General features: G+C 62.9%; 16 protein-coding genes. 11 read left to right on the top strand and 5 right to left on the bottom strand.

The window, feature by feature from the left end:
* Positions 1-60: 60 nt before the first annotated feature.
* The 5 genes from AAC077_RS06605 (at position 61) to AAC077_RS06585 (ending at position 5,177) form a co-directional block, all read left to right on the top strand.
* Positions 61-618, top strand: coding sequence for a hypothetical protein (locus AAC077_RS06605; RefSeq protein ID WP_339767750.1), 558 nt, complete (start codon positions 61-63; stop codon positions 616-618).
* Between the two features lie 21 nt (positions 619-639).
* Positions 640-3,561: a helicase-related protein gene (locus AAC077_RS06600; RefSeq protein ID WP_339767748.1), complete on the top strand. Its 2,922-nt coding sequence runs from the start codon at positions 640-642 to the stop codon at positions 3,559-3,561.
* Entirely contained in the window at positions 3,562-3,957 is a 396-nt protein-coding gene (locus tag AAC077_RS06595; RefSeq protein ID WP_339767747.1) for an RNA-binding S4 domain-containing protein, read from the top strand.
* Positions 3,958-4,009: 52 nt separating this feature from the next.
* On the top strand, positions 4,010-4,348 hold the full coding sequence (gene fdxA, locus AAC077_RS06590; RefSeq protein WP_339767744.1) for a ferredoxin FdxA: 339 nt from the start codon (positions 4,010-4,012) through the stop codon (positions 4,346-4,348).
* Positions 4,349-4,652: 304 nt separating this feature from the next.
* On the top strand, positions 4,653-5,177 hold the full coding sequence (locus AAC077_RS06585; RefSeq protein ID WP_339767742.1) for a CarD family transcriptional regulator: 525 nt from the start codon (positions 4,653-4,655) through the stop codon (positions 5,175-5,177).
* Positions 5,178-5,689: 512 nt separating this feature from the next.
* Here AAC077_RS06585 and cobS read toward each other — a convergent pair.
* On the bottom strand, positions 5,690-6,439 hold the full coding sequence (gene cobS, locus AAC077_RS06580; RefSeq protein ID WP_339767740.1) for an adenosylcobinamide-GDP ribazoletransferase: 750 nt from the start codon (positions 6,437-6,439) through the stop codon (positions 5,690-5,692).
* Positions 6,440-6,523: 84 nt separating this feature from the next.
* Here cobS and cobT point away from each other — a divergent pair, with 84 nt between their 5' ends.
* Together cobT and AAC077_RS06570 are read left to right on the top strand one after the other, a co-directional pair.
* A complete protein-coding gene (gene cobT / locus AAC077_RS06575; protein ID WP_339767738.1) occupies positions 6,524-7,534 on the top strand; it encodes a nicotinate-nucleotide--dimethylbenzimidazole phosphoribosyltransferase in 1,011 nt (336 codons plus the stop codon).
* 1 nt (position 7,535) lies between these two features.
* Positions 7,536-8,240: an SGNH/GDSL hydrolase family protein gene (locus AAC077_RS06570; protein ID WP_339767736.1), complete on the top strand. Its 705-nt coding sequence runs from the start codon at positions 7,536-7,538 to the stop codon at positions 8,238-8,240.
* A gap of 86 nt (positions 8,241-8,326) precedes the next feature.
* On the opposite strand, the gene AAC077_RS06565 is transcribed toward AAC077_RS06570, so the two are convergent.
* The gene (locus AAC077_RS06565) at positions 8,327-10,186 is read right to left on the bottom strand and encodes a monovalent cation:proton antiporter-2 (CPA2) family protein (RefSeq protein ID WP_339767734.1); all 1,860 of its coding nucleotides are present in this window, start codon (positions 10,184-10,186) and stop codon (positions 8,327-8,329) included.
* Between the two features lie 238 nt (positions 10,187-10,424).
* Between AAC077_RS06565 and AAC077_RS06560 the strand changes: the two genes are divergently transcribed.
* The gene (locus AAC077_RS06560; protein WP_339767732.1) at positions 10,425-11,318 is read left to right on the top strand and encodes a DUF1835 domain-containing protein; all 894 of its coding nucleotides are present in this window, start codon (positions 10,425-10,427) and stop codon (positions 11,316-11,318) included.
* A 113-nt stretch (positions 11,319-11,431) separates the two neighbouring features.
* Here AAC077_RS06560 and AAC077_RS06555 read toward each other — a convergent pair whose 3' ends face one another.
* Entirely contained in the window at positions 11,432-11,887 is a 456-nt protein-coding gene (locus AAC077_RS06555; RefSeq protein WP_339767730.1) for an Lrp/AsnC family transcriptional regulator, read from the bottom strand.
* A 148-nt stretch (positions 11,888-12,035) separates the two neighbouring features.
* Here AAC077_RS06555 and hppD point away from each other — a divergent pair, with 148 nt between their 5' ends.
* Complete coding sequence (gene hppD / locus AAC077_RS06550; RefSeq protein ID WP_339767728.1) at positions 12,036-13,139, top strand: 4-hydroxyphenylpyruvate dioxygenase; 1,104 nt, start codon at positions 12,036-12,038, stop codon at positions 13,137-13,139.
* A 76-nt stretch (positions 13,140-13,215) separates the two neighbouring features.
* Here the strand turns inward: hppD and AAC077_RS06545 are convergent, their stop codons facing one another.
* Positions 13,216-15,774, bottom strand: a complete 2,559-nt coding sequence (locus AAC077_RS06545) for a hypothetical protein (protein ID WP_339767726.1) — start codon at positions 15,772-15,774, stop codon at positions 13,216-13,218.
* Between the two features lie 186 nt (positions 15,775-15,960).
* Here AAC077_RS06545 and AAC077_RS06540 point away from each other — a divergent pair, with 186 nt between their 5' ends.
* The gene (locus AAC077_RS06540; RefSeq protein ID WP_339767723.1) at positions 15,961-16,677 is read left to right on the top strand and encodes an SIMPL domain-containing protein; all 717 of its coding nucleotides are present in this window, start codon (positions 15,961-15,963) and stop codon (positions 16,675-16,677) included.
* Positions 16,678-16,742: 65 nt separating this feature from the next.
* Here AAC077_RS06540 and AAC077_RS06535 read toward each other — a convergent pair whose 3' ends face one another.
* The gene (locus AAC077_RS06535; RefSeq protein ID WP_339767721.1) at positions 16,743-18,035 is read right to left on the bottom strand and encodes an aminotransferase class I/II-fold pyridoxal phosphate-dependent enzyme; all 1,293 of its coding nucleotides are present in this window, start codon (positions 18,033-18,035) and stop codon (positions 16,743-16,745) included.
* 180 nt (positions 18,036-18,215) lie between these two features.
* Here AAC077_RS06535 and AAC077_RS06530 point away from each other — a divergent pair, with 180 nt between their 5' ends.
* Positions 18,216-18,839 carry a hypothetical protein gene (locus tag AAC077_RS06530; RefSeq protein ID WP_339767719.1) on the top strand — a complete coding sequence of 208 codons (624 nt, stop codon included), beginning with the start codon at positions 18,216-18,218 and terminating at the stop codon, positions 18,837-18,839.
* Positions 18,840-19,077 lie beyond the last annotated feature (238 nt).

The raw sequence follows: 19,077 nt of genomic DNA, 5'->3' as shown, positions 1-19,077 counted from the left end.
GTCGATTGCTGCCGCCGGTGTCTGGATTTGCCCGGCCAAGCTGTTACATTCACAGATACTATGGGCATCAAAACATTCCTTCGCTACCCTATCGTTGCGGCAATCGTGCTGACAGTCGGGAATTCCATACCCGCACTGGCGCAAGGCGATGTGCCGACCCTGCTGGACCAGCTTCAAACCGCCGATGCGGGGCAGGCGGCCCAGATCGAACGCGAGCTTGAGCGCACGTGGTCACAATCGGGATCGGTGGCGATGAACCTGCTGCTGGAACGGGGCCGCAAGGCGATGGAGGCGCAGGATTTTGCCACAGCCATCGACCATTTCACCGCCCTGACAGACCACGCGCCCGACTTTGCCGAAGGCTATCACGCCCGCGCGACCGCCTATTACCAGTCGGGGCGCTATGGCCCGGCACTGGACGACCTGTGGCACGCTTTGGCGTTGAATCCCAATAACTATAACGCGGCCTTCGGGCTGGGGGTGATGCTGCAAGAGTTCGGGGACAACATCGGAGCAGCCAAGGCTTATGCCCGCGTTCTAGAGTTGAATCCCGCCCACGAAAGCGCGAAGGATGCGCTGATGCGTCTTGAAGCGGACGGAATCGGCCGCGCGCTGTAAGTTAAATCGGGGATCTTAACTGTGGCACAAGACAGCCGCGTCGTGGCCGTGTTGGGCCCGACGAACACGGGTAAAACCACCTATGCCATCGAACGGATGCTGGCCTATCGCACAGGCGTGATCGGCCTGCCGTTGCGATTGCTTGCGCGCGAGGTTTACGACCGCGTCGTCGCCCTGCGCGGCCCGTCTGTGGTGGCGCTGGTCACCGGCGAGGAACGGATCGTGCCGCCGCGCACCCAATACTGGATCTGCACGGTCGAGGCGATGCCCGAGGGGATGGGCTGCGATTTTTTGGCCGTGGACGAAATCCAGCTTTGCGCCGATCCCGAACGCGGCCATGTGTTCACTGACCGCCTGCTGCGCGCGCGCGGCCTGCACGAAACGCTGTTTCTGGGCGCGTCCACCATGCGCGGCCCCATCGCCGCACTGGTGCCCCACGTGCAATGGATGACCCGCGAACGCATGTCCGACCTGACCTATGCGGGCGAAAAGAAAATCAGCCGGATGCGCCCCCGCTCGGCCATCGTCGGCTTCTCGGTCGAAAACGTCTATGCCATCGCCGAACTGATCCGCCGGACCAAGGGCGGGGCGGCCGTGGTCATGGGCGCGCTTTCCCCCCGCACCCGCAATGCCCAGGTCGAAATGTACCAGTCGGGCGAGGTCGATTACCTTGTGGCCACGGACGCCATCGGCATGGGGCTGAACCTGGATGTCGACCACGTGGCCTTCTCCAGCCTGTCCAAATTCGACGGCCGGCGGATGCGCCCGCTGGCCCCGAACGAACTGGCGCAGATCGCCGGACGGGCCGGGCGCGGGCAGAAAAACGGCAGTTTCGGCGTCACCGGCGATGCCCCGCCGCTGGACCCGGGCGTCGCGCAAGCCATCATGGATCACCGTTTCACACCGCTGTCCAAGCTGAACTGGCGCAACCACGCGTTGAAATTTGCCACCATCGACACGCTGATCCGCAGCCTCGAGGCCCCGCCAGACCACGAAGTTCTGGTCCGCGCCCGCGAGGCGGATGATTTGAAAACCCTGCGCTCCCTGTCGCAGGTGGACGAGGTGTTCGCCCGCGCCAGCGACACGGCTTCGGTGAAATTGTTGTGGGATGTCTGTAGGATACCCGATTTTCGCGGCATCAGCCACCAGGAACACGCCAACCAGTGCGCGGTGATCTTCAACTACCTGCACCAGGGCGGCGTGCTGCCCGATGACTGGCTTGCGCGACAAATTCGACGTATAGATCGAACCGATGGCGACATTGATGCGTTGTCCAAACGTCTTGCGTTCATTCGAACGTGGACCTACGTGGCGCAGCGGCAAGGTTGGACAAGTGATCTTAGCCATTGGCGCGATGCGACGCGGCATGTAGAAGACAGGCTGTCGGATGCGCTCCATAGCGCGCTGACGAAACGATTTGTAGATCGGCGCACCAGTGTTCTGTTGCGCCGACTGGGCCAGAAGGAGGCCATTGTGGCCGATGTAAATGACGCCGGTGAGGTGACTGTCGAGGGTGAATTCGTGGGCAAGCTGGAAGGCTTCCGCTTCACTCAGGATAAGGGCGCGGGTGCCGCCGAAACAAAGACGATCAAGTCGGCTGCTTTGCAGGCGCTTGCACCCCACTTCCACCTGCGGGCGGACCGGTTCTATAACGCGCCGGATACTGAAATCGACTATACCGAACAGGGCGGCCTTATGTGGGGCTCGACCGCTGTCGGCAAACTTGTGGCCGGGTCCGACCCGCTGAAGCCACAGGTCGAAGCGTTCGTCGACGACGTGGCCGGTCAGGATGTGATCGACAAGGTCAAGCGCCGCTTGCAGCACTTTATCGACCGCAAGATCGCAGCACTGTTCGAACCTCTTCTGAACCTGTCGAAAGACGAGGCGCTGACCGGGCTGGCCCGTGGCTTTGCCTTCCAGATGGTCGAGAACTTTGGCGTCGTGCCCCGCGGCAAGGTCGCCGATGACGTCAAATCGCTGGACCAGGACGCGCGCGGCCTGCTGCGCAAGCACGGCATCCGCTTTGGCCAGTTCACGATTTTCCTGCCCTTGCTGCTGAAGCCCGCGCCGACGCGTCTGCGTCTGGTGCTGTGGTCGCTGGCCAAGGGTCTGGATGATTTCCCCGAGGCACCGCCCCCCGGTCTGGTCACCATCCCCGCGCCTCTGGGCGCACCCGACGGCGCCGACACCATGGCGGGTTATCGTCTGGCAGGCAGCCGCGCGATCCGCATCGACATGCTGGAACGTCTGGCCGACATGCTGCGCGCCGAAGACAGCCGTGGCGGCTTCGAGGCCAAGGCCGACATGCTGTCGATCACCGGTATGACGCTGGAACAGTTCGCCGACCTGATGAAGGGTCTGGGCTATAACGCCGAGATGGGCGAACGCGAAAAGGTCAAGGCGACAGACGCCGTCGTGACCACGGACGCAGGCCAGACCGTGGCCGATGTGCCGGTGATGGACGCCGCCCAGGACGTGCTGCCCACAGCCGCCGCAGGTACCGAAGATGCGCCCGCCGCAGATGACGTGCCCGCCGAAGTGGCCGCCATCGACGACGAGGGCATCGCCCCCATCGCCGAGGAAGCTGCCGAAACGCCCGAGGTCAGCGACCACATCCCCGACGCCAGCGAAACCGAAGTGCCGGTGGGCAAGGCCGCCGACGCCGAAGTGGCCGGACCCGAAACCGAAACCTTCTACACCTTCACCTGGGCACGCCCCGCACGCACTGGCGGCAACGCCCGTCAAGGCGGCGGTCGTCCCGCAGGCAAGGGCCAAGGGCAGGGTCAAGGCAAGCCTCGTGGCAAACAGGGCGGTGGCCCGCGCAAGGGTGGCAAGCCACAAGGCAACCAGAACTTCAGCGCCCGACCTCCCAAAAAGGAAAAGGCCATCGACCCCGACAATCCTTTTGCCGCAGCCCTGATGGGGCTGAAGGACAACAAGTAAGTGACCACAGCCGACGTCCCCGCCGCCAAACTGCGGCTGGACAAATGGCTGTGGTTCGCCCGCTTTTTCAAAACACGTTCGCTGGCGGCCACGCGGGTGGCGGCCGGCGCTGTGCGCGTTAACAGTGAACGCGTCACCAAACGCGCCACGATGATCACCGCAGGCGACACGCTGACCTTTGCCCAAGGCGACAGGGTGCGCGTGATCCGCGTTGTGGCCATCGGCACCCGGCGCGGTCCGGCCCCCGAGGCACAGGCGCTGTACACCGATCTGACCCCTGCCGCCCCGCCAGTCGAGGACAAACCGCCCGAAAATCCGGCCTACGAGGGAAAAGGTCGCCCCACAAAGCGCGATCGGCGCAAAGCCGATCTTTCCCGGGCGCGGCATCTTGAATGATCGGCTGGGCTGATTTAGCTAGACTGCGAATTCGCAAACAAGGTTCGCCCGCATGACCTATATCGTCAACGATGCCTGCATCGCCTGCAAATACACCGACTGCGTCGAAGTCTGTCCCGTGGACTGCTTCTACGAAGGTGAAAACATGCTGGTGATTCACCCCGATGAATGCATCGACTGCGGTGTGTGCGAACCCGAATGCCCCGCCGACGCCATCCGCCCCGACACCGAGCCGGACATGGAAAAATGGGTTGAATTCAACCGCAAATATTCCGAGCTGTGGCCGGTCATCATCACCAAGAAGGACCAGCTGCCCGAGGCCGAAGAACGTGACGGCGAAGAGGGCAAGCTGGAGAAGTATTTCTCGGAAGCGCCCGGCGAAGGCGGCTGACCGAATCACTTGGCGCTGCACGGCCCTTGCGGCACCCCAAACGGCGTGAAAAACGTGGCTTAAAGTGCTGAAACGCTTTGGGAAACGCGGAATTGACCCAAGGTGAACTATCAAAGGGCCGGTTTTTGTGTTATGATGGTGCTTGTATGAAACGACAGATGCAGCACTCATCCTTGGCCCGCCACTGGCCTGACCTTTAAATCACTGATCCGATCCCGATTGCGGTACGGCCTGTTCCGGTCATGCCACGGTTGGTTTTTCGCGTCCGACCCCCAAATGTTGCAGCCTGTTTGCGAGGATAAAAATGACAAAATCCAAATCTCTTGACTTCCGCCCGAACGAATTTGTCGTCTACCCCGCCCACGGCGTTGGGCAGATCGTTTCGATCGAAGAGCAGGAAGTTGCCGGAATCTCGCTGGAGCTGTTCGTCATCTCCTTCGAGAAAGACAAGATGACCCTGCGGGTGCCGACGCACAAAGCGACCGAAATCGGTATGCGCGCGCTGTCCAGCCCCGACGTGATCAACCTGGCCATGAAGACCCTCAAGGGCAAGGCCAAGGTGAAACGCGCCATGTGGTCGCGCCGTGCGCAGGAATACGAGCAAAAGATCAACTCAGGCGACCTGATCGCCATCGCCGAAGTGGTCCGCGACCTGCACCGCACCGACGACCAGCGCGAGCAAAGCTATTCCGAACGTCAGCTTTACGAGGCGGCGCTTGAACGCCTGACCCGCGAAGTGGCCGCTGTCAGCGGTGGCGACGAAATGGCCGCGTCGAAAGAGATCACCGACGTTCTGGTCAGCCGCGCCCCACCGCCCGCTGCCGCATAAACGACGCCACGTTCAACAGGGTGGCACAGCCGCGTCCCGATCCGGGGCGCGGCTTTTTCGTTTGGGGGGCTTTGGATCGAAGAAGACCTTCAAAGCATCGCGTGCGAGGGTCCGCTGTGCGGGACTTAGTGACGTTTCGAAACTGATTGTTTGAACCATATAGATGTAGTGCTTAGGTTTATCGAAATAGGACATGCACTGGCCTGATTGGCGGAGATTACGACATGAGAGCGTTTCTACAATATTCGTCGATACCAGCTATGTTACTGATTGCGATGTTAGCAAACTGGATTGGCGGCTTCGGCATTTTCTTGGGGTTCGTGCTCTACTTCCTGTCCACGATTTTCTGGATCAGGTTTTCGGGATAATGCAGTCTTGATTTGAAATGCAAATGCGCAAACGTCAACTTTGGGCTCAAACCGGCCATTCGCTGCAATCGACCTGAACGCCTGCTTGTATCTTTCTCAGCGCGACAATCAAAACCACTTAACCCTCACCCCCTCCGTGCCACCCTAAGGCAGCAACACCAGCAAAATCACCAGCTCGCTCAGCTGTTGCGCGGCCCCCAGCACATCCCCCGTCTGCCCGCCGATCTTGGCCCGCGCCAGCGCCGCCAGCCCGCCCACTGCGACCACAGCCAGCACCAGCGCCCAGATCACGCTCCAGCCTGCAACCACCAGCGCCAGCAGCACCGCGATCCCCAGTGCGGCCAGCGCCACGCCCTGCGATGGCCGCCCCACCTGATGCGACAACCCCGTGCGCCGTGCGTGGGGCATCCACGCCATCAGCGCAGGCAACAGCCCGCGCGACAGCACCACCGCCGCCACCATCGGGCCGACACCCACCGCCAGCGTCGCACTCAGCGCCATCCAGCGCAGGCCAACGCCCAAGATCAACGCCAGCACGCCATAGGTGCCGATGTGGCTGTCTTTCATGATCTCCAACCGGCGTGCAGGGTCAAAGCCGCCCCAGAACCCGTCGGCGGCGTCGGCCAGCCCGTCCTCGTGCATGGCACCCGTGGTCACCACCAGCGTCGCCAGCATCAGCCCCGCCGTTACCGGCACGGGCAGCCCTGCGGCCATGCCTAACCAGCCGACGACACAGGCAATTCCGGCCACCACCAACCCCGCCAGCGGAAACGCCCACGCCGCCTGCGCCTGACGGGCAAAGGCCGCCGCCGGCGCATGTGGCAAGGGCAGGCGGGTCAGCAAGGCCAGCGCCACGATCACGTCCCATGCGCGGCTGTTGTCGTCTTTGATCATCGCGGTGCCTTTGCTGCGCTTGTTCTATGCGCGCCAACGGGTAAACAGGCCCCAACCCCGAGGCAAGCAAAAGGATTTTCCGCAATGGCACCCGCATTCGAGACACTGGACGACTTTGCAGCACTGATGCGCACGGCACGCGGCCCTGATGCCGCGGCCCAGACGGGGGCGGCGGAGCGCAACGGCCAGTTGACCAAACCCCCCGGTGCCTTGGGCCGTCTGGAGGATCTTGCAATCTGGTACGGCGCATGGCGCGGCATGGCGCGGCCGGTGCTGGTGGCGCCGCAGATCGTGATCTTTGCGGGCAACCACGGCGTCGCTGCGCGCGGCGTCTCGGCCTTTCCGCCCGAGGTGACGGCGCAGATGGTCGGCAACTTTCAGGCCGGCGGGGCGGCGATCAACCAACTGGCCCGCACCTTTGGCGCGCGGATGCAGGTCGCGGCGTTGGAGCTGGACCGGCCCACGGCGGATTTTACGCAAGCCGAAGCCTTGGGCGACGCCGATTGCGTTGCGGCCCTGCGCGCAGGATGGGACGCGGTAGACCCCGCGTCGGACCTGCTGGTGGTGGGTGAAATGGGCATCGGCAACACCACGGCGGCAGCGGCGATTGCGGCGGCGCTGTACGGTGGCGGGGCCGAGGCCTGGGTCGGGCGCGGCACCGGTGTTGATGACGCCGGGCTGGCTGTGAAACGCGATGTGGTGGACGCGGGGCTGGCGCGGCACGGCGGTGTGCGCGGCCTTGCGGCGCTGTCGGCCTTTGGCGGGCGCGAGATGGCGGCGATGGCCGGTGCGATGGTGCGCGCGCGCATCGAAAGTATCCCGCTGATCCTCGACGGGTTCATCTGCTGCGCCGCCGCGGCCTGTCTGGAAACCGAAGTCGCAGGCGCACTGGACCACGCGGTTGCAGGCCATCAAAGCAGCGAAGGCGCGCATGGCAAGCTGCTGGCGGAACTGGGAAAAGAGCCGCTGTTGCAACTGGGCCTGCGTCTGGGCGAAGGCTCGGGTGCGGCGCTGGCGATTGGCGTGATGCAAGGGGCCGTGGCCTGCCTGAGCGGCATGGCGACCTTTGCCGAGGCCGGCGTGGCGGCGGGATAAGATGAAGCGCGGGACGGTCCTTGCGCTGTTGCCGGTGCTTGCAGCCCAAGGGCTGTGGGTGCGCGCAAGGGTGCCGCGCCTGCCCGAGGCTTCGGGGCCGCGTTCGGGGCGCGGGGGGGCCGGTGCGCCGTTGCGGGTGCTGATCATCGGTGACAGTTCGGCGGCCGGTGTGGGCGTGGCGTTGCAGGACGATGCGCTGTCGGGGCAATTGGCGGCACGGCTGGGCCACGCATATGACGTGACGTGGGAGTTGCACGCCCGCAGCGGCGCCACCACGGCGCAGGTGCTGGCCGAGGTGACGGCGATGGACCTTGGGCAATTTGACGTGGCGGTGGTTGGCTTGGGGGTGAACGATTGCAAGAACGGCGTGCCGCTGGCGCGCTGGGTCGCGCAGTCTTGTACACTTTATGACCTTTTACGTACAAAATACGGCGTGCGGCTGATCTGTGCCTCGGCGCTGCCGCCGATGGGCGACCTGCCCGCCTTGCCGCGCCCCTTGTCCACGGCGATGGCGGCGTGGGCGGCACTGTTCGACGCGGCGCTGGCGGGGATGGTGGCGCAGATGCCGGACCTGCGCCGCGTGCGCCCCGACATTGCGATTGACGCGCAGGTGATGGCGACGGACGGCTTCCACCCCGGCCCGCTGGTCTATGCCGCATGGGCCGAGGCGGTGGCGGCCGAGGTCGAGACGTTGACACAGAGATGAGGCGCTGTTGCGCCACGTGACGTTTGCAGCCCCCGCCGGGGGCTGCGTGCCTCCGGCGGGGATATTTCGGGCCAAAAGAAGGGGCTTCAGGCGCGTTTCTTTTCCGACTCGCGTGACAGCAGGGCGGTTTCCAGGTCGCGTTGCAGTTCCTTGGCGCGCTCGACGTATTCCTTGTTCTGTTCGATCTTCACACCCGGTTTCCACAGCGCCGCAAGCTGGCGCACGGTGTCGCGGTCGTGGTGGTAGAACACGCGTTCGGCTTCGGCGGCCTCGTATTCCGAAAGGCCCACGTTTTCCAGCACGTAGCGGCCCGCGCGCAGCGAGCTGTCGAACATTTCGCGCACGATGTCGTTGGCACCCGCCTGATACAGACGGTAGGTGTGCGTGCGGTCGTGTGCGCGCGCGACGATGTGCAGGTCGGGGCGCAGTTTGCGGGCATAGCTGGTCAGCTTGATCGCGGCCTCTGGGTCGTCCAGTGCGACGACCAGTACGCGCGCGTCCTTGATGCCGGCGGCCATCAGGATGTCGGGACGGGTGGGGTCGCCCAGGAAGCCCTTGACGCCAAAGCGGCGCATCAACTGAATGGTTTCCATGTCGTGATCCAGCACCACGGTGTCAAAGCCCGAGCCCTGCACCAGACGGTTGACGATCTGGCCAAAGCGGCCGATGCCCGCGATGATCACGGGGCCTTCTTCGTCGATCTCGTCGGGCTCATAGGCGGCGCTGCCATCGGTCATGTGGCGGCTGATGACCTCGTAGAGGATGAACAGCAGCGGCGTGATCAGCATCGACAGCGCGATCACCAGCAGCAGGATTTCCGCGATGCCGGTGGGCAGAATGCCCTGACCCACGGAAAAGCTGACCAGCACAAAGCCGAATTCGCCCGCCTGTGCCAGCGACAGGGCAAACAGCCAGCGGTCGCGGCCCTTGATGCGGAAGACGATGGCCAGCACCCACAGGATCGCACCCTTGAGCAGGATCACCAGCAGCGCCATCGACAGGATCGCGGGCGCATTGCCGAAGAGCAGCGGAAAGTTGATGCCTGATCCGACGGTGATGAAGAACAGGCCCAGCAGCAGCCCCTTGAACGGCTCAAGGTCGGTTTCCAGCTCGTGGCGGAATTCGGAACTGGCCAGAACCACACCGGCCAGGAACGCCCCAAGCGCGGGCGACAGGCCCACCAGCATCATCAGGAACGAGATGCCGACCACGATCAGCAGCGCCAGCGCGGTATACATCTCGCGCAGGCGGGACGCGTGGATAAAGCGGAACACGGGCCGCGTCAGGAAGATACCCGCGAGGATCACGGCGGCGATGGCACCGATGGTCACCAGCGTGACACCCCATGCGGGCAACCCTTCGACCAGGCTCATGCTGTGGTGATCGTCCGTGGCCAGCGTGATGGCACCGTTTTCGGTCAGCTTCATCGGGATGGTGACAGCGATCAGCGGCAGGAAGGCCAGGATCGGGATCACCGCGATGTCCTGCGTCAGCAGCACCGAAAACACCGAGCGCCCGCCGTTGGTTTGCATCAGTCCCTTTTCCGACAGGGTTTGCAGCACGATGGCGGTGGACGACAGCGACAGCGTCAGACCGATGGCCAGCGACACACCCCACGGCTGGTCATAGGCCATGGCCACGCCCATCAGGGCCAGCGTGGACAGGGCGACCTGCAAACCGCCCAGGCCCAGCAGCTTGTGACGCATGTCCCACAGGGCGCGCGGTTCCAGTTCCAGACCGATCAGGAACAGCATCATCACCACGCCAAATTCGGCAAAGTGTTGCAAGCTTTCGGTTTCCGATCCCACAAGGCCCAGTACGGGGCCGATCAGAATGCCTGCCGTCAGATAGCCCAGCACCGATCCCAGCCCCAGTCGGGCGGCAATCGGTACGGCAATGACGGCGGCAAGCAGATAGATCGAGGCCTGGTAAAGAAAGCCTTCCATGGGCGCGGGCTCCTGATGCTGGGTTGCGCCCATAGTGGCGGGGATTGCGGCCAAGGACAACGGCATTGGCTGCGGTTCTGGTTTACGTCAGATGGTTTTGATCTTTACGTCATCAACGGGCCGAAGTGGAAGACCGCAGGTTCGTGGAGATTGCAGCGAAGGTCGGGTTTGAGGCCATTGTTGCTTGCGTCATCAAATTCGATAGTTTGTCACGTATTGAATACTGAGGCGCGAAATGATGAGCATGATTGTTTTAACTCACTGCATCGGAGCGGTGGGCATGATCGACAAAAGTATCAAAAAGCTGAAACCGACAATGAAAGCCCAAGTCATTGGATCATATGACGACTATTCTCAGGGCGAGCTTGACCTCACTGACGGCGTTGACGCATTTTTTAGAAAGCGGGTCGAATGGTGGCAAGCTACAGAATTGCATACCTCCTTCAAACTAAAGCCAGATCGTGTCCGAGAGGTTCACTCCAAAATACTAGAGAAACCCAAGCCCGAGAGAATTGAGTTTTGGAGCTCGAACACAGTTCAGGATGAAATGTTTCTCATTGTGGCGCTTTGGATGTTATATTTAGAAGGGTTCGACTTAGACCAATGCTTCATCCGCAGGAGAGACGCAGATCTTTTGCCCCATACGCTCAACCTGCTTCATCTACCTGAAATGTTGAAGTTTTTCTCTGAAAGTACCGCAAGCATCATTGATATTGACCTGTACAGTCAGGCACGGGAAGCGGTCTCGAAAGGGTCTTTCGATGAGATCAGTGGCTTTGTTGAAAAACACACGAATGATCGGCCTCTAATTAGGGCTTTGCAGACCTTTCTGTTGAGGAGCCCTGAGCACAATGAAGGGTTAGGAGTGATCGAACGAGCATTGCTTGCGGGTGCAACGCGTGAGTTAAAGAGCTCAGCTTACACGATTGGGAATGCCATGGGCTTTCTCTTAGGCAGCATTGATCTTATTAACGAGACTTTTCTTTTCAACAGACTGGTTGAGCTCAGTAAAGTTACCTCTGACCCTCTGTTCACTTTGAGGGGTGATACGAGAAAAATCCGAACCTGCAAAGTTCAACTAACTCAGAAGGGTGAAGCGCTTAGAGAGCGATACTCGCTATCAATTTCCTGAGATAATTGGCTCTTGGATCACATAATCAGTTTGTTCCTTCGAACGGCAGCTCCGTCCGTCCTACGCTGACCAGCGGTGGCATTTTGAATGGCCGCTCGGGCTTCGACTTTGGCCTAGGTCGGCAGGGGGCCGTCGCGTTTCAACTGATCCATAACGATCTGGCTGTGCACCCGCGCCACCGCCGGATGCGGCAACAGCACCTCGTGGATCAGCGCGTTCAGCGCGGGCAGGTCGGCGCAGAACACCCGCAGCAGGTAATCTGCATCACCGGTCATGGTCCAGGCGCTGGTGATTTCGGGGCGGCTGTGCACCAGACGGGCAAAGGCCGCGGAATGGTCCGGCCCGTGGGTGCCCAGATGCACCTGCACGAACCCCTGCACGTTCAGCCCCAGCTTGGCCGGGTTCAGCCGCGCGGTGTAGCTTTCTATATATCCTGCCGCCTCAAGCCGCTGGCGGCGGCGGCCGATCTGGCTTGAGGACAGGTGCAGCGTGTCGGCCAGCTCTTGCGCTGTGGCCTGGGCATTCTTTTGCAGCGCTTCCAGAAGGCGGGTGTCGAGATCGTCCAGCATGATGCGTATTTTCCGCGTTGTTTGTCTGGATTGTGCGCGAAAGGCGCGAAAATTGCCAGCGGTATGACAGAGAATGCGCAGAAACTGCGGCGGCAGGGGGCTATTGTTAGTCCCAAGAGATTATCACCCTGTTCAGGAGGATTGCCCCATGGGTCCGTTCCCGCACGATGCACCGAAATCCAAGATCACCGATGAAAACCCCGCCGGCACCGACGGGTTCGAGTTTGTCGAATTTGCCAGCCCCGAGCCGCAAGAGCTGCGCGATCTGTTCGCGCGCATGGGCTATGTGAAGGTTGCCAAGCACAAGTCGCAGGATGTCGAGCTGTGGCAGCAGGGCGACATCACCTATGTGCTGAACGCCGACCCTGACAGCTATGCGGCGAAGTTCGTGGCCGAACACGGGCCGTGCGCGCCGTCGATGGGCTGGCGCGTGGTGGATGCGCAAAAGGCGTTTGATCATGCGGTGTCCAAGGGCGCGAAACCCTATGAGGGCGGTGGCAAGGTCATGGACGTGCCCGCGATCTACGGCATTGGCGATTCGCTGATTTATTTCGTTGACCAGTATTACGAAACTTCGCCCTATAACGAAGAATTTGAGTGGCTGGAGCAGTCCAAGCCGCGCGGCGTCGGGTTCTTTTACCTCGATCACCTGACCCACAACGTTCACAAGGGCAACATGGACACGTGGTTCAATTTCTACGGCAACCTGTTCAACTTCCGCGAAATCCGGTTCTTTGACATCGAAGGCAAGTTCACGGGCTTGCTGAGCCGCGCGCTGACATCGCCCTGCGGGCGCATCCGCATTCCGATCAACGAGGATCGGGGCGAGACGGGGCAGATCGTGGCCTATCTGAAGAAGTACAAGGGCGAGGGCATCCAGCACATCGCGGTCGGGTCGGACAACATCTATGACAGCACCGACGCGATTGCCGAGAAGGGCGTGAAGTTCATGCCCGGCCCGCCGGACACCTATTACGACCTGTCGAAAACCCGTGTGGTCGACCACGAGGAACCGATTGACCGGATGAAAACGCACGGCATCCTGATTGATGGCGAGGGCGTGGTGGATGGCGGCGAGACGCGCATTCTGTTGCAGATTTTCTCGAAAACCGTGATCGGACCGATCTTTTTCGAGTTCATCCAACGCAAGGGCGACGATGGCTTTGGCGAGGGCAACTTCAAGGCGCTGTTTGAGAGCATCGAGGCCGAGCAGATCGCCAACGGCGAGCTGGAAGGCGCGGAAGCGAACTGACGCATCGGTCAGGGAGGAGAAGGGGCGGTCCTGCGGGGCCGCCCTTTTTTTGCGGGCAGGGGGCGGGCGGTTGGCCCTATGGCATCTTCAACACCACGTTGCGCCCGCCTTTTTGGTAACGCAGCTCGCTGTCGCCGATGGCCGACACGCGGCCGCCGTCGATGCGGTCGCCGACCTGCACCTTTTGGTAGCGGCCATTCGACAGGCGCACCAGCGCGCGGCGGGACGAGGGTTTGCCGTAGACGCCGATCAGATTGACCTTGCGCAGGTTGATGGCGTTTTTCACCGTGGCGCCGGCTGCGACGCTGGTTTTGGACGGGATTTTCGGCGCCACCGCCACAGGGGCCGTGGTGGTCACGGGGGCAACGGCGGCGGCCTGGGTCGGTTCGGGCTGTGCGGCGCGGGCGCGGGCGACGGTGCGGTCAAAGTTGCGCGGACGGCCATTGGGCCGGAATGACACGGTGGCGGCCTGCGCGGTCGGCACCTCGTCTTTTTCTTCTTCGATCTTGGCCACGGCGGGGCGCAATTTGGGGCGCACTTCGGCCAGTTCGTTGCGGGTCAGGCCGCCCAGCGTGGCGCGTTCGGTGTTTTCGATCAGATCGTCGGGACGGGCGCGGGGACGCGCGCGGGCCAGCCGTTCAAGCTCGGGGTTGACGGTCGGTTCCTCGGCAAAGCGGGTGGGCGTTTCGGGCGGCACCACGGCGGGGCGGCCCTTGTATAGGGTGACGCCGTTGGGGGTTACCGCGCCTTCTTCGGTGGGGATCACCCGACCTTCGCCGTCCAGCGCAAATTGGGTGCCGGCGGCGGCGGGCGAGGGCAGGGCGGCCAGCGCCAGATCGGTGTCCAGATCGGCAGGCGCAGGCAGGGCGACCGCGTCACGCGCCGGGCTGACCGGGTCGATCGAGGCGACATAGAGGTCTTCGAGCGGGACAACCGGTGCGGGGTCCGGCTCTTGCGGGGCCAGCGGCCAGATGCCGGTGACGGCATAGCGCGCCTCGGCGGCCTGACGTTCGCGTTCGGGATTGGCCGCTGCTTCTGCCTCGGGCTCGGGCTGCGGGTCGCCCAGGGCGTCCAGAACGGCGGCGTCCTCGTCGCTGAGCGCGGGGTCAAGGCTGGCCACTTCGGCACCGCCGTCGATCTGGTCTTCGATCTGTTCGGGGTCCGGTTCGGGCAGGAGTTCAGGCGGGACATCGACCACAACGGGGTCTTCTGCGCGGTCAAAGAACCGCGCCAGCCCGTCGTCCATGAACACCGACGCCCACGCCGCGATGCCGGCCAGAAACACCAGCAGGGCGGCGGTCAGGATCAGTCCCAGATACCGCGGTTTGCCGCCGACCTTGGTGCCGGGTTTGCTGCGCGCGCCGAACACCGTCATGCGCTGCGCTTCGTCCTCGGGCGGGTCGGTCACAGGGTGCGAGGATTGCGCCAGTGGTGCGGGGGCTGCGGCGGGATTGGAGCGCTTGGGCTTGCGGCGGCGGCTCATGAAGCCGGTGACGCTGGCCTTGGCCAGGGCGATGGGGGCTGCCGTGTCGTCGGGCGCGGCAAGGCTTGGGCTGCCTGTGGTCGCGCTCAGCGGTGGCGTGACAGCCGAAGATGCGGCAGGCACCGGCGTGATGCGTGGGGCGGCTGTCGGGGGCGGGGCCACGGCGACAGGCGGCGGTTTGCCCGCCGGCGTGTCCTTGCGATTGGCCCCACCGACTGCGGGCGGATTGGCCGCAGGCGCACGGCGGCTGGAAAAGCCGAAGGCGGCGGGATCAGGTTCCGCCGTGTCGGGTTTGGTTTCGGGTTTTGTATCCGGTTTTGTATCTGGCTTGGTTTCTGGTGTGGGGGGGGCGGATTTGGGCGGCTCTGCCTTGGGCGTCTTGGTCGGTTTGGGGGCCGCCTGTTCTGCCTCGGGCACAGGTGCAGGCACAGGCGCGGGGGGCGTGGCGCTGTCGTCGGTCTTGGCGTCCTTGGCAGGTGTTTGCGCGGGCACCTCGGGGTCGGCAACCGGCGGCGAGATTGCATCGACGACGGGGGCCGCGTCGTCCTCAGGAACTTCCGCGGCAACTGCGTCGTCCGTGACAACCGGACCCACCGGCGTCTTGATGTCACCGACCACCACGACGGCGATGCCATCGGCGACCACCTCGTCGCCCGGCTCCAGCAGGTCGGCGGCGTGGCTGGTCACGCCCAGAAACGGCTCTCCCAGAAAGCCAGCCTCGCCGGGGATCGACACAAAGCTGACCGGGTGGAACCGGTGCAGCATCGCGAACTCTTCAGCCTCGTCCAGCGTTTCGCGGGCCACGGCGGCCACGTGTGTCCGGGCACCGTCTGCGCAAATGTCGACGCTCAGGTCGTCCACCGCATAGGGCGTCGCCCCTTCGAGAGCTGCAAAAGCGGCGGCCCAGCGGCCGTCGGTGTCGATGTCGCCGCTGTCGATGGTCAGATAGCGGATCTGTTCGTTGGGAATGATCAGCTTGCTGCGTACGCCGCGCGGTTCCAGATCGGACGCAGTCTTGCGCAATGCGGCCAGTTCGGCGGCCATATCCTCGGCGGCAAGCGACACTTCGCCGACCACGCGCCAGCCCCCCGCTGCACGGTGCAGCAGGCGGATGCCGTCAAAAGACAGGCTCAGCGCGAAATTTGGCTTCATATCATGCCCTTACCATTCAAACCGCACCCCGGGATCACACCGGGGCGTTTGGCGCAGAATAGAACAGCCTGCCGCCCATGAAAAGGAAAAGACCGATCACATCTGGTCAATGCGCGGAGGACCACACATCTAGGGATGGTATGGCGACCCAACGCCAGCATGAATAACCAAAGAGGAACACGAGACATGCGCAATATGATGATGGCCAGCGCGCTGGCACTGGCGGCAATGACAGGCGGCGCTTTGGCGCAGGATGCGGGCACTGTGATGCCCGCGCAGATCGAAGTGCAAGGGCAGGGCGAGGTTGCCGTGGCCCCGGATATGGCCGTGATCACCTTGGGCGTGATGCACCGCGCCCCGCAGGCGCAGGATGCGGTGAAGGCGGTGAACGAGAACATGGACGCCATCCTGCAACGGCTGACCGAGCAGGGGATTGACGCGTCCGACGTGCAGACCAGCCAGTTGACGGTTTATGCGGACCAGACCATGCAGCCGCGCGACATGAACACCGGCGAGGCAGCGGACAAGCCGGTCGAGTTTGTCGCCACGTCGATGTTGAACGTGCGGGTGCGCGATCTGGATGCCTTGGGTGGTCTGATTGATCTGGTGCTGCAAGACGGTGCGAACCAGATGTCAGGCCTGCGCTTTGACGTGCAATCGCCCGAGCCGCTGGAAGCGCAGGCGCGCGAACGTGCGGTGCAGGACGCGATGGAGCAGGCGGCGCAACTGGCTGCCGCTGCGGGGGTCGAGCTGGGCCCGATCCGGCGCATCACCGCCTATAACAACGGTGGCCGTCCCAAGATGATGGAAATGTCGCGCAGCATGGACGGCGGTGCGCCGGTCGCCTCGGGCGAGGTGACGGTAGACGCACAAGTGTCGGTGATCTTTGATATTGCGCAGTAATATCAGCGCAGTGCGATGATGGCGGGCGGGGGCGCAAACCCCCGCCCGTTTATGTTTGTGGTGTTTTATGCGGTGGCTTTGGCCAGCGCCTGATCCAGATCGGCAATCAGGTCGTCGGCGTTTTCTGTGCCGATGGACACGCGCACGACCTCGGGGGCGGCACCGGCTGCGACTTGCTGTTCTTCGGTCAACTGGCGGTGGGTGGTCGATGCCGAATGGATGATCAGCGACCGCGTGTCGCCCAGGTTGGCCACGTGGCTGAAGATTTCCAGGCTGTTGACCAGCTTCACGCAAGCCTCGTAACCGCCCTTGACCGCAAAGGTGAACAGGCCACCGGCGCCGCGCGGGCAGATCTTTTCGACCCGTTTGTTGTAGGGCGACGATTTCAGGCCCGCATAGGTCACGTAATCAATACGCGGATCGTTTTCGAGCCATTCGGCGATTTTCATCGCGTTTTCAACGTGGCGGTCCATGCGCAGCGACAGGGTTTCGGTGCCCATCAGCGTGTAATGCGCCGCTTGCGGGTTCATGGTCATGCCCAGATCGCGCAGGCCGATGGCGATGCCGTGGAAGGTGAAGGCCAGCGCGCCGAATGTCTCGTGGAACTTCAGCCCGTGATAGGCAGGCTCGGGCGCGCTGAGCGAGGGGAACTTGTCGGATGCGGACCAGTCGAATTTGCCGCTGTCGACGATGCAGCCGCCGGTGACGGTGCCGTTGCCGGTCAGGTATTTGGTGGTCGAATGCACGACCAGCGTCGCACCATGTTCGATGGGGCGGCACAGGTAGGGCGTGGCCGAGGTGTTGTCGACGATCAGCGGCACGCCGGCTTCGTCGGCAATCGCGCTGATGGCGTCCAGATCGGTGATATAGCCGCCGGGGTTGGCGATGGCCTCGCAGAAGACGGCGCGGGTCTGGTCGTCGCATGCGGCCTTGACCGCGTCCAGATCGTCAAAGTCGACGAATTTCGCGTTCCAGCCAAAGCGTTTGATGGTGTGGGTGAACTGGGTGACCGTGCCGCCATAAAGACGCGTGGACACCACCACGTTGTTGCCCGGCATCATCAGCGGGAACAGCGCCATGATCTGCGCTGCGTGACCGGACGAGCAGCAGACCGCGCCCACGCCGCCCTCAAGCGTGGCGATGCGTTCTTGCAGCACGGCGACGGTGGGGTTGGTCAGGCGCGAATAGATAAAGCCGACCTCTTGCAGGTTGAACAGCGCCGCGGCGTGGTCGGCATCGCGGAACACATAGGCGGTGGTCTGGTAGATCGGCGTCTGCCGCGCGCCGGTGGCTGGATCGGGGCGGGCGCCTGCGTGGATTTGCAGCGTGTCAAAGCCGTGTGCGGGTGCATCTGTCATGGTCTGTCCTCCTCTGGGAATGCTGGGAACAGGTGTAGGCGGAAAGTCGGGCGCACTCAACGGGCGTTTGTCGGCGGGGTGAGGCGGCGGATTCCGTCCTGTCGCATACATTATATGTATGTTGACAGTGGGGCGCGCATCGCATACATGACACGTATGTTTTCACACAGGAGACCCGAAATGGGCAAAGTTGAAAAGATCACAAAGAATGCAAAAGCCAAGGCCGTGACAGCCGCCGACGCAGGGTCCGCAAATGATGCGACAGACCGCGTTGCGCGCCGGGCCAAACGGCTTGAGAAACTGGCCAAGGCCAGCACCGTCACCTTTACCATGGAACCCGCCGTGCGCCAGTTCATGGACAAGCAGGCGAAAGCGGCAGGGATGAACCTGACGCATTACATGCAGCAACTGGTGGAAACCCACGTCATTCAGGCGGCCCCCGCCGATGATGCGCTGGGCCAGCGTCTGGCTGCCAAACGCAAGGTTATCAGCGACGTCGTGGCCCGTGCCAAGGCGATGGATGCCGCCGGCAAGTTCGAGGACCACTTCATCCTGAACGTGGTGCAGGACATCGCCAAGGAAGACGATTTCGCTGCGCAATACGAACTGGCCAGCACCGGCGGCGCACAGGCCGGCAGCCGCGCTGCAACACGCGCCCGCGTGTCGCTGAACCAGCAGATCGGTCGCGTGATCAAGAAGGCCGTCGGCGCACGCAGCAAGCGCAACGAGAGCGGCAAGATCGCCCGTGCACAAGTGCAGGACGCGCTGATCTCGACATATACGTTGCTGGACAAACCCGACTGAGGCGGTGCGCGTCAGGCGACGTTGGCCTTCGGGTTGTTGGCTGACTTGAAATGAAAAACCGGACCTTCGCGCAGAGTGCGGTGAGGGTCCGGTTTGAGTCCATTGTGACCTTGCCACAAAGGGCAGCGCCCGACCGTGGGTGGGCATCGAGACGTCAGTGGATACCACTTTATGTCTAATCTTTGGCGTGCGGAATAAGAGTCGCAAGACGGTGAGAAAGCGCCCGCCCGTCGCACCA

Source organism: uncultured Pseudosulfitobacter sp. (assembly GCF_963976325.1).
GTDB lineage: Bacteria > Pseudomonadota > Alphaproteobacteria > Rhodobacterales > Rhodobacteraceae > Pseudosulfitobacter.
This window is presented reverse-complemented; position numbering and strand designations above follow the sequence as displayed.